At 61.1% G+C, this 14,832-nt stretch carries 11 protein-coding genes; all 11 read right to left on the bottom strand.

The window, feature by feature from the left end; all coding sequences use genetic code 11:
• Window positions 1–966 (bottom strand): efflux RND transporter periplasmic adaptor subunit (locus ABJK70_RS09880; RefSeq protein WP_347257895.1); only part of this gene is annotated, 966 nt, incomplete at its 3' end.
• A gap of 268 nt (window positions 967–1,234) precedes the next feature.
• Entirely contained in the window at window positions 1,235–2,473 is a 1,239-nt protein-coding gene (locus ABJK70_RS09875) for a TolC family protein (RefSeq protein ID WP_077731120.1), read from the bottom strand.
• A gap of 79 nt (window positions 2,474–2,552) precedes the next feature.
• Window positions 2,553–3,128: a carboxymuconolactone decarboxylase family protein gene (locus ABJK70_RS09870; RefSeq protein ID WP_156879998.1), complete on the bottom strand. Its 576-nt coding sequence runs from the start codon at window positions 3,126–3,128 to the stop codon at window positions 2,553–2,555.
• A 126-nt stretch (window positions 3,129–3,254) separates the two neighbouring features.
• Window positions 3,255–3,614 (bottom strand): hypothetical protein, encoded by a 360-nt coding sequence (locus ABJK70_RS09865; RefSeq protein ID WP_077731122.1) that lies wholly within the window; start codon window positions 3,612–3,614, stop codon window positions 3,255–3,257.
• Between the two features lie 63 nt (window positions 3,615–3,677).
• Complete coding sequence (locus ABJK70_RS09860; RefSeq protein WP_347257894.1) at window positions 3,678–6,824, bottom strand: efflux RND transporter permease subunit; 3,147 nt, start codon at window positions 6,822–6,824, stop codon at window positions 3,678–3,680.
• Window positions 6,824–8,263 carry an efflux RND transporter periplasmic adaptor subunit gene (locus ABJK70_RS09855; protein WP_347257893.1) on the bottom strand — a complete coding sequence of 480 codons (1,440 nt, stop codon included), beginning with the start codon at window positions 8,261–8,263 and terminating at the stop codon, window positions 6,824–6,826. The genes ABJK70_RS09860 and ABJK70_RS09855 overlap by 1 nt, the downstream gene beginning before the upstream one ends.
• Entirely contained in the window at window positions 8,260–9,570 is a 1,311-nt protein-coding gene (locus ABJK70_RS09850; protein ID WP_347257892.1) for a TolC family protein, read from the bottom strand. Before ABJK70_RS09850 ends, ABJK70_RS09855 begins: the two co-directional genes overlap by 4 nt.
• A gap of 121 nt (window positions 9,571–9,691) precedes the next feature.
• Window positions 9,692–10,135, bottom strand: a complete 444-nt coding sequence (locus ABJK70_RS09845) for a hypothetical protein (protein ID WP_143735202.1) — start codon at window positions 10,133–10,135, stop codon at window positions 9,692–9,694.
• 445 nt (window positions 10,136–10,580) lie between these two features.
• The gene (locus ABJK70_RS09840; RefSeq protein WP_347257891.1) at window positions 10,581–12,632 is read right to left on the bottom strand and encodes a copper-translocating P-type ATPase; all 2,052 of its coding nucleotides are present in this window, start codon (window positions 12,630–12,632) and stop codon (window positions 10,581–10,583) included.
• Between the two features lie 225 nt (window positions 12,633–12,857).
• Entirely contained in the window at window positions 12,858–13,277 is a 420-nt protein-coding gene (locus ABJK70_RS09835) for a four-helix bundle copper-binding protein (RefSeq protein ID WP_077731128.1), read from the bottom strand.
• A gap of 465 nt (window positions 13,278–13,742) precedes the next feature.
• The coding region (locus ABJK70_RS09830) for a hypothetical protein (protein WP_347257890.1) at window positions 13,743–14,832 on the bottom strand (1,090 nt) is incomplete at its 5' end.

Below are 14,832 nucleotides of genomic sequence, written 5' to 3'. Positions count from 1 at the left end.
CTGGCTTTCCGAATCGATCAGAAAGTTCGCCGAGGTAACGACGTGGTCGCCCGGCTCGATGCCTTCGGTGATCTCGACCCATTCCGCGCCTCGCACCCCCGTTGTCACGTTGCGCCATTCGAGCTTGCCGCCGCCATGGTGGATGAAGATGATTTTCCGCTCCCCGGTTTCGAGCACCGCATCTTTCGGCACCGCGAGCCGCAGCCCCAGCGGGACGTTCAGCTCGACGTTGGCGTACATGTCCGGCTTGAGCCGTTCCTCGGGATTAGCCAGCGTGAAGCGGACTTTGGCGGTGCGCGTCTGCGGATCAAGGGTGGGATAGATGAAGTCGACGCGCGCTTCGAAATGGGTTTTGGGATCGTACGAGAGCGTCACATCGGCAGTCTGCCCGACCTTGATCAAAGGCAGTTCGTATTCGTAAATGTCGCCCAGAATCCAGATCGAGGTCAGGTCGGCGATGGTATACAGAGGCTCGCCCGGTTTGACGTACATCCCGGCCACGGCCTTGCGCTCGATGACGGTGCCCGAAATCGGCGCGTGGATGGGCAGGGTCTTGAGCACTGCGCCGGTGCGCTCGAGATCCTCGATGTGGTCTTCGGTGATGTCCCACAGGAGCAGGCGCCGGCGCGTCACCTCCAGCAAGGACCGGGCGCCCTGCGCCACTTCCGGGAATTCGCTCGTTCCGAGGTCTCGGACGCTTTGCAGAGCGAGCAGGTATTCCTGCTGGGTGGCGACCAGATCAGGGCTGTACAAAGTGAACAATATTTGGCCCTGCTTGACGCGATCCCCGGTGGCGCTCACGTACAGCCGATCGATCCAGCCTTCGATCTTGATGTTGACGTTGGCGAGTTTGCGCTCGTCGATCTCGACCCGGCCCACAGTCCGGATCGTTCGGGTCAGAGGCCGCTGTTCCGCAATCTCGAACCGGACCCCGATCTCCTGTAGCCGTTCCGGGCTGATGGTCATGGTATTGGTGCCACCCGGGACCGCGACGGGCGGTACAGCCTCTTTTTCGCCCGGAGCCGCCCCGTGGCCGGCGTGGTCCGCTGGCGGCGGGGTAGCGGGTGCGGGCCCCTCGTTTCCGCACCCTACAAGCAGCAACGAAGTAATCAGTCCTACCGCCCACAGCGTTCTAGATCGCGGCGGGTGCCATCCGTTTATCATGGCGCACATCCTTGTGCTCCACCCTCCGGGCGCACTGCCGTGCGTGCAAAACGCCAATCCTGTCGTTTTGTCATGGTCTTTCTCCGATAATCTCCTCGAGCCGGGCCAGCGCTTTTTCGTGTTCGGTCATCTCGCCGTGCAGTTCGATCTCGTTTTCCTGCAAGGTCAAGAGACTGTTGAGCAAGGTCAAAAAATCCACCTTGCCGACGGCGTAGCTCGCCTGCGCCGAGGCCAGGGTCAGGCGCGCTTGCGGAATGAGGGCCTCCGCCAGCAGTTTGACCAGTTCTTCCGCCCTCTGTGCGCGAGCGAGGTTGTCCTGCACCCGGGCCGAAAGCGCTTGTTTTACCGCCCACCAGTCCTGCAGGGCGGCCTCCCGTCTCGCCACCGCCTCCTTCACGCCGTAACGTTGTTTGGTGGCGTAATACAGCGGTACCCGGACACCCAGCATCACTTGATAGCCGTCCCGCCGCATCGTTTCGTTGCGAAGACCCAGCGCGCTCAGCTCGAAATCGGGGAAATACTCGCGTTTCGCCAAAGCGATGGCATTTTCGCTCCGTTCGATGTCTTTCATTTGCGCCCGCAGCAGCGGTGCCGCCTGCTCGATCAGTGCCTGGATTTCTACCGGGTTGTGTTCAAGGGGCGTGACCCGGATCTCCTGAGGCACGCCCAAAGGGCGGGTGGGCGGATACCGGAGAATTTGATTGATCTCTGCCCGTAGTGATATGCCCTGCTGTTCCAGAATAGCCAGACGCTGCAGCACCCGCGAGATTTCGGTCTGGGCGCGGAACACGTCCTGCTGCGTCCCTTGTCCCACCATGTAGCGGGCTTTCGCGGTTTTCTCGAAGTTTTGCAGCAAACCGAGGTTCTTCCGCACGACTTCGAGGGATTTGTGCACCAGATGCAGGTTGTAGAAGGCTTCCTTGAGTTGCGCCACCACATTCAGTTGCACCGCCAGGTATTCCTGTTCGATCCGATCGGCTTCGCTCGCGGCCACCTCGCCCCTGAGGCCGAGCTTGCCCGGAAAGGGAATTTCCTGGCTGACCCCGTACATCGCTTCCCGCTCGACGACCTCCCGATAGCCCAGATTGATCTTGGGGTCGGGCAAGGTCCGGACTTGCGGGATCACCGCTCGGGCGGCCTCGAAACGCTGCCGCGCGGACTGGATGTCCGGATTGTTCTCCAGGGTTTCTTGAACGAGGCGTTCCAAGTCCAGGCGAGGTTCTGCCTGTTCTCCGGCGGCCGCTAGGCTCCAAAGTGCGACCGCCAAGAGGATGCCAAAACGGCATCGGCTTCTATTGGGTTTCAGCATGAACCTCTCCTGGGATGCGATTGAATGATCGTCAGAGCCGTGACACCGGATTTTGAAGAAACGCTCAAACGGACTGAACTCATGGCGTGTCCTCTTCGGCCTTCGGTTTCGGAATCACGGGGCAGAATCCCTGCGGTTCTACACCTAAGGCCGCATTGAACTTGCTCGACAAGTTTTGAAAGGCGATCAGAGCAGTCAATTCGACGATCGCATCGTCATCGAAATGGCGGCGCAGTTGCTCGAAGTGCTTCGACGCGGGGTGGCGGCCCGAGTCGGTCACGGCCTCCGCGTAAGCCAGCGCGGCCTTTTCCCGCTCGCTGAACAAAGGACTCGTGTCGAAATCGGCAATCGGCGCCAGCTTTTCCGGATCGAGTCCACGCCGGAGGACGAGAAAAAAGTTGAGATCGACGCAAAAATGACAGCCGTTGATCAGGGAGACACGGACCGTGATGAGCGAGCGTAGTGTCGATTCGATCGACGAGGTGCGGCGGTCGAGCGCACCATAGAGCAGCGCCAGGGCGGCAAAGACTTTGGGCATTCGTGCCCACAGGCGCGCGGATTCGAGCACGCCGCCATAGCGGCGCTTCTGGTTCCAAAAGAAAAGCCGCACATACCATGGAAACCGATAATCAGATGGAGTGGCGATGATCGGCATGATGTTTTCCCATTAAATCACCGGGGCGGGATGATTATTCCCATCCGGGGGCTGGATGTGAACGGTTAACCTCGATCAGGTTAAGGGACATGGGTAGAGACTTCCATGTCCCCGAACCGATGGGCGTTACCTGGCTCCGCCCGCCATCCGTCGATGGTCTTCCGCCATGTCTCGATTGGCCTCGGCAGCTCGCTCGTAAATATCAATCAGCCGCTTGCAATGAGCTTCGAAACTGCCTCCTTTATACTCCCGAGGGTAGTCATGAGGATCTTTCAGGAACTGCGCGAGGATTTGCCTATGCTCCTCGGCCTTCTGTTCCATCTCCCTGGCGACCGCCTCGTAATGATCGGCCAAGGCTTGATGATCGGCGGAAGTCTTGGCGCTTTGAAGCGCCACGGACATGTCCATCGGGTGAGGGCTCCTTTCGGCGCAGGAAACCAATAGTCCGAACAAGGCTAAAACAGCAATTACGATTTTGGTTCTCATGGTTTTTTTCCTTTCAAAGGTTTTCGATTACCAAACTGCGAAGTATTTCGAACAAAATTGGCGCTATTTCCGGCCGCACCTCCTTGCCTCAACGGGTGTTTTTTCGACGGATAAACCTTTGACTTGCGCGTAAATCGCCGGAATCACGATCAGGGTCAATAAAGTGGACGACACCATTCCGCCCACCATGGGCGCGGCGATGCGGCGCATGATTTCGGAGCCCGTGCCCGAGCCCCACATGATGGGTAAGAGTCCCCCCATGATGGCGACGACCGTCATCACCTTCGGCCTGACCCGTTCTACCGCTCCTTCCATAATCGCGGCGTGAAGGTCGGAGGAACTGAATCGTTCGCCGGCCGCCGCTCGTCGTTCCTTCAGCTTGTTCAGCGCCTGATCCAGATAAATCAGCATGACTACTCCGGTCTCCGCCGCGACGCCCGCCAACGCGATGAAACCGATCGCGACCGCCACGCTGAGGTTATAGCCCAGCCAGTGCATCAGCCAGATGCCGCCCACCAGCGAAAACGGCAGCGACAAGAGGACGATGACCGTCTCCGTTACGCGCTTGAAGTTGAGATACAGCAGCACCACGATGATCAAAAGCGTCATCGGCACCACGATGCGGAGCTTGGCCTTGGCCCGTTCCATGTACTCGAACTGGCCGCTCCAGGTGAGGTAATAGCCGGGCGGGAATTTCACCCGCTCGCGCACGGCCCGTCGGGCGGCGTCCACATAACCGCCGATATCGCGTCCACGGAGATCCACGTAGACGTAGGCGGACAGCAAGGCGTTTTCGGTACGGATGGACGCGGGCCCTTTGGTCAAGCCGATGCGCGCCACTTGCCCCAAGGGAATCATGGCGCCGGACGGCGTCGGGACCAGCACCTGGGTGGAGATGGCCTCGGGCGAGTCGCGGAATTCCCTGGGATAACGCACGACCACGCCGTAGCGCTCCCGTCCTTCCACCGTGGTCGTGACCGTCTCGCCCCCCAGCGCGGACGCGACCACGTCCTGTAAGGCGCCGATGCTCAATCCGTAGCGCGGCAGAGCCAGGCGATTCGGCTCGATGATCAGGTAATAGCCGCCGGTGATCCGTTCCGCATAGGCGCTGGTCGTGCCGGGGACGGTTCTGACGACCGATTCGATTTCGGTCGCGAGCCGTTCGATTTCTGTCAGATCATTACCGAACACTTTGATGCCGATGGGCGTTCGGATGCCGGTGGACAGCATGTCGATGCGGTTCTTGATGGGCATGGTCCAGGCGATGGTGACGCCGGGCATCTGGGTGGCATGGTCCATTTCGGCGATCAGCTTTTCGGTGGTCATGCCCGGCCGCCACCGGTCCTCCGGCTTGAGATTGACGACGGTTTCGAACATCTCGAGCGGAGCCGGGTCGGTGGCGGTGGCGGCGCGGCCGGCCTTCCCGAACACCGACTCGACTTCGGGAAAGGTCTTGAGGATACGGTTGTGAATCTGCATGATCTCCGCCGCCTTCGTCACCGAAAGCCCCGGAAGACTCATGGGCATGAACAGCAGCGTGCCTTCGTTCAAGGTGGGCATGAATTCGCTGCCGAGCTTGGACAGCGGGTAAGCCGTCACCGCTAGAACCAGCAGGGCAAAAGCGATGGTCAACTTCTTCCCGCGCAGCACGAAGGCGATGACGGGGCGGTACAGCCAGATCAGCGCCCGGCTGATGGGGTTCTTGTGCTCCGGCACGATCCGCCCCCGGATGAACAGGAGCATCAGCACCGGCACCAGAGTCACCGACAACAGCGCCGACCCCGCCATGGCGAAGGTCTTGGTGTAGGCCAGCGGCTTGAACAAGCGGCCCTCCTGGTCTTCCAGCGCGAACACCGGCAGGAAGGAGACGGTGATGATCAAGAGGCTGAAGAACAGGGCGGGGCCGACCTCACGGGCCGCCCTGGTCATGATGGCGAGCCGGTTTTCATGAGGCTCCGCCCGTTCCAGATGCTTGTGGGCGTTTTCGATCATCACGATGGCGGCGTCCACCATGGCGCCGATGGCGATGGCGATGCCGCCGAGGCTCATGATATTGGAGTTGATGCCTAGAAGATGCATGACGATGAAGGCGATCAGCACCCCGATCGGCAGCATGATGATGGCCACCAGGGCGCTTCGAATATGGAGCAGGAAGACGATGCAGACTGCGGCCACGACGAGGGTTTCTTCGACGAGCTTTTCGCGCAGATTGGCTATGGCCCTCAAAATCAAACCCGAGCGGTCGTAAACCGCTTCGACCGAGACGCCCTCGGGCAGGCCGCTGCTGATTTCGGCCAGTTTCTCCTTGACATTCCGGATCACGTCCAGCGCATTCTGGCCGTAGCGGGCCATGGCGATGCCGGAAACCGCCTCGCCTTCGCCGTTCAGTTCGGTGAGCCCGCGCCGCTCGTCCGGCCCCAGTTCCACCCGAGCCACGTCCCTGAGCAGCACCGGCGTACCGTTTTCGGCCTTGAGCACCAGTTTCTCCAGATCGCCGATGCCTCGTAGATACCCTTTGCCGCGTACCATGTATTCGGTTTCGCTCATTTCGACGACCCGCCCGCCGACATCACGGTTGCTCGCCCGGATCGTCTCGCTGACCGTGCTCAATGGAATTCCGTAAGCCTGGAGCCGGCGCGGATCGACGACGACCTGGTACTGCCGGACGAAGCCGCCGACGCTGGCGACTTCCGCCACGCCGTGCGCCTTGGCGAGCTGATAGCGGATGAACCAGTCCTGGAGACTGCGGAGTTCCGCCAAAGTGTGCCGGGCGCCTTGCACGACATATTGGTAAACCCAGCCGACGCCGGTGGCGTCGGGTCCCAGTGTGGGCGTCAGGCCCATCGGCAGCCGCTTGGCGGCAAAGTTCAGATATTCCAGAACCCGCGAGCGCGCCCAATAAATGTCGGTACCGTCTTCGAAAATGATGTAGACGAACGATGCGCCGAAGAACGAGAAACCGCGCACGACCTTGGAGCGGGGCACGCTCAGCATGGCGGTGGTCAAGGGATAAGTGACCTGATCCTCCACCACTTGCGGGGCCTGGCCGGGATATTCGGTGTAAACGATGACTTGTGCGTCGGAGAGATCGGGCAGCGCGTCGAGCGGGGTCTTCACCACGGAATAAATGCCGGCGAAGACGGCGAACACCGTCGCCAGCAGCACCAGAAAGACGTTGCGCGCCGACCATTCGATGATTCGTGCCAGCATCACATTCCCCCATGATCGGCGTGATTACCCGGCGCCGGCGGCTCCGGAGCGCCGAAGCTGTCCAAGGCCGATTTCAGGTTACTTTCGGCGTCGATCAGGAAATTGGCGCTGATCACCACGTTTTCGCCGGCCTTCAGGCCTTCCAAGACTTCCACCCACTCATCGCCTCGCGTACCCAGCCGGACCAGGCGAGGCTCGAAACGGCCCTCGCCGCGATCCACCAGAACCCGAGGGCGCTTGCCCCCTTCCAGCACCGAGGACTCTGGAATGGCCAAGGCTGGCCGGACGGTGCCGGCCAACTCGACATGGGCGTACATCATGGGCTTCAGGAGCCCTTTAGGATTGGGCAGCTCGATCCGAACACGGGCCGTCCGGGTTTCGGGATTCAGGGTCGGATAGACGAAAGTCACCTTGCCGTCGAAGGTTCGGCCCGGATAGGCGTCGAGTCCGACCCGGACGGCCTGCCCGCTCGATATCAGACCGAGCTCCTGCTCGAAGACCTCGGCGATGATCCAGACCGAGGACAAATCGGCGATTTTGAACAAGGTGTCGCCTGCCATCGCTCGCATGCCGGCAATGGCCATTTTTTCCATGACAACGCCGGATACCGGCGAGCGGATGACCAGATTGCGCCGGACGATCTCCTCTCGTTCCAACTGCCGGATTTCGGCCTCCGAGACGCCCCAGTAACGGAGCCGCTCCAAGCTGCTTTGCACCAGGCTTTCCATCTCGGCTTGAGTGTGCGGCGCGGCGTTTTTCAGCGCGGATCGGCTGTTTTTGGCGATCAGGTAGTCGTTCTGCGCGGATACCAGATCGGGGCTGTACAGTTCGAACAGCGGCTGCCCTTTCTTAACCGGTTGCCCGGTGGCGTTGACGTGGAGCTTTTCGATGTAAGCGTCGAACTTGAGCGTCATCGTGTGGAGCCGCCGTTCGTCCGCCTCGATGAGACCGACCGCGCGGACGGTGCGGACCAGATCCCGCTGCTCCACCGCTGCCGTCCGGACGCCGAGCTTCTGGACCTTGTCGGGACTGATTTTGACGATATTGCCTTCGCCGGGCGTTTCTTCGTCGGCGTAGACGGGAATGTAATCCATTCCCATGGAATCCTTTTTCGGTACGGGCGAAGTATCGGGAAGTCCCATCGGGTTCCGGTAATGAAGGATTCTGCGTTTCTTGGGCGTTTCGGTGCTCGGATGCGGTTCCGCTTGCCCGGTTTCCGGTGCCTGATCCTCGTAGACCGGAACGTAATCCATACCCATTTCGTCCTTCGCCGGGACCGGCGAGGTAACCGAGGGATTCATGGGGTGGCGGTAATACAGGACTTTTTTCTCGGCGGGAGTCGACGGCTCCGAGCCCTCGCGGAACCCGGCCAGCCAATAGCCCGAAGCCAGGCCGACGATCAGCGCCGCCAATATCAAAAACACGGCCGATCGGTTCATAAGGCCTCCTTGCCGGCCGCGGCGGAAAGCCTGGCCAAAGCCTGCTGCGCCTGGGCGTAAGCTTGCCAGGCCTGGATTTCGGCGTTGCGGAGATTGGCCGTGGCGCGGAGCAGATCGGCCATGGCGGCCTTGCCGACCTCGAAGTTCGCTCTCAAGGATGCGACGGTCTGCTCGGCCAAGGGGACGATTTCGTGGCGCAGCAAGGCGTGGTGGTCCTTGGCGCGCCGGTAATCGGACAGCGTCGCAGCGATGTCCGCCTGAACCTTTCTGAATGCGTCCTGCAGCGCATATTTTTCGCGCAGCCATTCGCTTTGCTGCTGATCCACCGCCTTCGCCTGCTTACGTCCGGCATAGACGGGAAGATTGAGGCTGACTCCGAAGCGAACGAAATCGCTGCGGTTCTCGCCGTTGGGGGCGCGATCGCGAAAAGCATAGCCGGCGCTGAAGGTGAGGTCTGGATAATAGTCTTTCTTCGCCAGCTCCACTCGGCTTTGAGCGGCGTCGACGTTGCGCCGTTTTTGATTCAGCAGCGGCCGCCCCTGTTCCGCGGCTTCGTCCAGCTGCTCCTCGGCGAGCATCTCCGGAAGCTCGTCAGGCTGGTCGTAGGCCAAACCGAAGAAGGTCGTCGGCGGGCGGTCGAGCAAGGCATTGAGGCGGGCCACTTCGCGGTGGTGCATGGCGGTGTGAATCAGCCGCTCCTCGCCCAATTTGGACAGTTCCAGTTGCGCCTGGAGCACATCCTGTTGGAGGGCTTCGCCGACCCGGTAACGCGCCTGAACGGCTCGGATCACGTCACGCAGAGTGGTTTCGGTTTCGGCGAGAATTTGCAGCGTCCGCTCCAGGTAAAACAGTTGCCACCAGCGGAGTTTCACGTCCCGCACCAATCGCAGACGGGCTTCTTCGACCGTTTGCGTGGCAGCCTCTGCCTCGAATCCGGCCGCCTGTTCCTTGAGCGCCAGCTTGCCCGGAAACGGAACGGTCTGGCTGAGGCCCACGTCCACCATGGTCATGAAGTCCTCCCGGACATCGAAGCTGTCGGCGGGAAGGTTCAGCATTTCGACGCTCAAGGTGGGGTCCGGCAGACTGCCGGCCTGCGACGGAACCGTCGCCATCGCTTCGGCGCGGGCGTTGATTTCGGCGAGGCTCGGATTATTGGCGAGCGCCTGAGAAATAGCCGCATCGAGGCTTAGCGAGGCCGTTTTTTCCTGCCCCCCAGGGGACGATGAAAAATAACCTAGGCCAATCAGTATCAGAATGAAGGCAAAAGGCCGGCGATGCAGCCGATGCATTTTGCGTAAGCGGAGCACAGTAGTTCTCCCTTGACGAAGTTCAGGTCCCTGAATCCCAAGATTCAGGCCATACCGAAAACCCCGGCCCCGTGCGATGTCACGGCTCCGGAGTTTTCCACAGCGTCGCTAGGAAAGTCCGCTAATTCAGTAGCGTGCAGAATTGATAGATGAGAGGGACGCGCCGCCTTCGTTGAAGACGCGGCGGGGGTGAGATCGGACGAGCGGTCTCTCTAGGCGGGATCAGCAGGACCAGCCAACAGACCACCCAGGCGAAGAAAATCTCCAGCTTCTGATCGAAGAGGCCGTGGTTGCTGTGTTCAAAAGTCTTGGCGTCGAGACACAACCCTAGGTTGCAGTCGTCGGGAAGAGATGGCTCATGATGGGACGGGTGACTGGAGTTCCCCTGCTCGCACTCCGACAGGAAAGCGTCGTGCAACTGCTTGAAAACCGTCTCGCAGACAATAGCCGCCGGCAACGCCAGCCACGCGATCAGAAAGAACGGAATCAGAGCGCGGGTTGGAGCGGAGTGTTTACGAAGATACGTCAATACGTTGCCGTCCACATTGGGAGTCTTGCCGAACACTACATCAGGCCGAAAGCAAGAAAAGCCAGGGAAAGATACCACAAGACTAGATCGCCGGGAGAGATGTTCAATACGGTCTTTTACCGATAATGCGACCAGCCACCGCTCCAATTACGACACCGGACTCCGGATTTAGGTGGTTAAAAAAGAAATAAGGGCGAGCGGTATAGAATTGATTAAGCTCAGGCGTGCTCGGGAATCGGCGAGGCATTCTCTCGATTGACTGTTGTTTTGGCCATTGTCGCCGCAATAAGGGTGCGTTTGTCTCCCGCCTCATTTTCCGCTTTCGGCACGGGTCGAAGCTTTGGTTCAGATGCCGGGTACGAGGCATCGGGCGACACGTTCAGCCCGGTGTTCCCGAAAGACGCAGCGGAATCCTTTCATCAGGAGAAGCGGAAAGACAACACCCTCGGCGTCCTGGCGATTCTTCGAAGCTGGACACAGCTTACAGCCGGCTGCGATAACGCTCCAAGAGCTTCGCGTTGATCGCGACGATCACGGTGCTGAGGGACATGAGCGCCGCCCCCATTGCCGGCGACAGCACCCAGCCGAACGGCGCGGCGACGCCGGCCGCGAGGGGAATGGCCACGGCGTTGTAGCCGGTGGCCCACAAAAGATTCTGGACCATCTTGCCGTAAGTGGCGCGGGACAGGCCGAGCGTCGCGGCCACGTCGAGCGGATTGCTGTGCACCAGAACGATGTCGGCCGATTCGATGGCCACGTCGGTGCCCGCGCCGATGGCGATGCCGAGATCGGCCTCGACTAACGCCGGCGCGTCGTTGACCCCGTCACCCACCATGGCGACGGTCAGGCCCTCCGACTTTACCTCGCGGATCTTCGCCGCCTTCTCGTGGGGCAGGACTTCGGCGAAGTAGTCGTCGAGCCCGAGCTGCCCGGCCACGTGCGCCGCAACCGCCCGGCTGTCTCCGGTGAGCATGAGGCAGCGGATGTTCATGGCCTTGAGCCGTGCGATCGCTTCGAAGGATTCCGGACGGACCACGTCGGCCAGCGCGATGGCCCCGAGAACCCGGTCGCCGTCCGTCACGTAGACCACCGTCTTGCCCTGCCCCGCCAGTTCGCTCAATCGCTCGTCGCGAACGCCGAATCCCTGCTCCTCGACAAACCCCGGACTTACGACCCTAATCAGCCGTCCTTCGATCCGGGCCTCGGCGCCGCGGCCGGTCAGGTTCCGGAATTCCTCCGCCTTGGCCAGGCGGATGCCGCGCTCCTCGGCGGCCCGGACGATGCCCAGGGCGATCGGGTGTTCCGATTGCTGCTCCAGCGAGGCAGCCAGCCGCAGCAGCTCCGCCTCGTCGATATCCGCCAGCGGCAGAACGTCGGATACTCCGAAGCGGCCTTCGGTTAGGGTGCCGGTCTTGTCGAACACGATCGCTTGCAGGTTCCGGGCGCGCTCGAAAGCGGCCCGGTTCCGGATGAGAAGACCGCTCAGGGCGGCCAGCGAGGTGCTCACCGCCACCACCAGCGGCACGGCGAGCCCCAGGGCGTGAGGACAGGTGATGACCATTACGGTCACGCTGCGCTCCAGCGCGAATTCGAAGGGTTCGCCCAGCAAAAGCCAGACGACCAGGGTCAGAGTTCCGACCGAGAGGGCGATATAGGTCAGCCATTGGGCCGCGCGGTTCGCCAAATCCTGCGCCCGCGAACGGGAGGCTTGCGCCTGCCGCACCATTTCGACGACCTGCGCAAGATAGGTTTCCGCCCCGGTCTTCCGGATTTCCAGCACCAGCGCCCCTTCGCCGTTGACCGCCCCGCCGATGGCCTCGTTCCCTTCGCGGCGAGTGACGGGCTTGGATTCGCCGGTCAGCATGGACTCGTTCAAGCTCGAGCGGCCTTCGACGATGAGGCCGTCGGTCGGGATTTTTTCGCCCGGCTTGACCAGCACCCGGTCGCCGGGGTGAAGTTCGGTGACCGGGACTTCCTCGACTTCGCCGTTTTCCCGCAGCCTATGCGCTTCGGTGGGCATCAGCCGCACCAGGGCATCCAAAGCGCCCGAGGCGCCCATCACCGACTTCATCTCGATCCAGTGACCGAGCAGCATGACGTCGATCAGGGTCGCCAGCTCCCAGAAGAACACCTGGCCCGAGAGGCCGAACACCACGGCGCTCGAATAGAAATAAGCCACGCTGATGGCCAGCGAGATGAGCGTCATCATGCCCGGCTGAAGCTGCCGGAGCTCGTCGAACAATCCGCGGATGAACGGCCGGCCGCCATAGAGATAGACGGCCGTCGAGAAACCGAAAAGGACGTAGGTGTCCCCCGGAAAGGCGAGGCGTTCCTCGAGCCCCAGCCACTCCTGAATCATGGGCGAAAGCGCCAGGATGGGGCCGGTCAGAACCAGCGAAAACCAAAAGCGGCGGCGGAAGTCCTCGACCATCGCCGTATGATCGTGATGTTCCGCATGATGGCCTTCGCGGCGATCGGCCGGAACGTGGCGAGCGGGAGCGGCTTGCGGCTCGGAATGGGTATGGTGTGTCATGGCGGCGCTCCGTGGGATCGTTCCAGCCGCCAAGCGGTGGGCGGGGTTAGTTGGTAGCGGATTCCGGTTCTGGGCTATGCGTGTTCATTTTCATACCGGAAGAGCTCGATGGGAAGTGCGCTCCGGCCTCCCAAGAGCGGAGCGCACCGCTACACAGATTTCTCACGAACGGTCCGGCCTATTTCCGGCGCCGAACCGCTCGTTTCTTAACGGAACCCATGCCGGTTACATCGTGATCGCACCCGCCAGCTTGTTGCAGGCTTGCTCGCAACGGCGACACGACTCACCGCAAATGCGGCAGTGTTCGTGACGAGAGGCATGCCGCTCGCACTCCTCGGCGCAGATTCCGCAGGCCGTCGCGCAGGCCTGCAACTGGCTGCGCATCATCCTCATGTCCGATTCGGTCTCGCGCGAAACCAGCCGGCCCGTCGCCTCGCAGATGTCCGCGCAATCCATGCACATCCGAATACATCGTTTGAGATTCTGCACCTGGTCCTCTCCGACGCAGGCGTCAGCGCATGCGGTACACGCTTGCGCGCAATCGAACAGTTCGCTTGCCGTTTGTGACAACAATCCCATGTCCACTCCACGTCCCATTACGGCCGGGTGCGGATGCGCTTTGAGCATTTCCTGAATCGCGTTCATGATGTGCCTCCTGTATTCCTTGCCATGTATATTTCGTTCGTCTCCGCCTGTTCCATTTACTGGAAGGCTTCTCTCCGGTTTGAGACCGGTTTTTTGTCGGACCGAATGGCGATAAAACCAGTCCGCAAAAAAGTAGGACCGGGGTTTAACTGGCTCGGTTCCGGCGGGATCGCTCGGGTTTTCATGCGGCACATCTTTCGTAGGGTGGGTTAGGCGCGCATCAACGGAACCTGCAAAGTTCCTTTGGTGTTTCCGCGCGCCGTAACCCACCAGGCAAGGCCGCGGGAACCGGTGGGTTACGGCGCGCGGAAAGTCCTGCGGTCGCAGCATGGTTCGTGACAGTGCGCGCCTAACCCACCCTACGATCGTTTTGAGATACGACCGGATGTTAACGGCGGCCGATTCGAATACATCACTCGACAGAACACGGCAGTGTCCATGCCCCTCTGCCAACCCGCTCCCGCGCTAACGAGGTCCTACAGTGACCGGCCGGGTACCGCCCATACGGTCCAGCAGGGTCTTGAACGTGATCTCCGCCGTATGGCTATACCCGGAAACCGGTGCCGGCAATCCCACTCTTTCGATATCGACGGTGTCGCGGACGAGTCCTGTGGTATTGCTCGCCTTCAGAGTGTCGAAATAAGAGACCGCCTTGCCCTGCACATCGGCCGTGATTCGGTCGCGCTGCGCCGGCGGCAAGTCCCATAGGGCTTGCTTGAAAGGCAGCAGCGCCCGCTTGCGGGTGGCGCGGTAAAACGCTTCGTCGCTCATGCCGGGCTGCCGCTCTCCGGGCCATTCGCTATCGATCCAGCGGTAGATGTCCTTTTTCAACTCCACGGGAAACGCCTCGTGGTCGAAGATCAGGTCCTCGAACGGCGCGACGAGATGCAGTTCGCTGACGTTATTCCCCGGAAACTGCGGGAACAGCGTTTCCGGAATGGGCGTTATCCCGCTGCGCACCGCCAGGCTGAGGCCATACTCCCGGCGAGCGATCTCGCCGAGATCCCGGACCAAATTGAGATCGACGTCCGCCTCGCCCACCAGGACGACAATCTTGGAAAGGTCCTTCTTACCGCCCGGAAGATTGAGCTGGACGTAAAAGCTCTCCATGAAGGCGCGAAACTGATCCGCGGTCAGGTTTCCATCGCCCATCGCCTTGATTTCGGCACCGATGTCGACGGACAGCTCCTCCGGCTCGATCTCGCGGATGAACGCGACCAGTTCGGCGCATTCCCGGCCGCTTTGCTGATGCTGTTCCGGAAAGCTCGGGCGGGAGAAATCCGCCAGGCTCGAGGTATCGAGATCGATATTGAAGAATCCGGCCGTAATCGCCTCTTCGATCCGTTCTTTCAGCCTGTCGATCTCATCGTCCCGGCTGACCTGATAACTGGCGCGTCCTATGCGAATATGATCGCTTTGGAGGAACACGGCTCGCTGATATCCCTCGCGAATCGCCGCCGCCAGAATGCAGGTGGCATACTCGGCCGGCGACTGGAACCCGTAACCGGAGACTTCATCGGTGTAGCCGAAACTGAAAGCGCCTGCGCCGGTCTCC

It is taken from the genome of Methylocaldum sp. (genome assembly GCF_039794385.1).
In the GTDB taxonomy this organism is placed as follows: Bacteria; Pseudomonadota; Gammaproteobacteria; order Methylococcales; family Methylococcaceae; genus Methylocaldum.
Note: the sequence above shows the minus strand (reverse complement) of the source record. Positions and strands in the feature narration are given on the sequence as shown.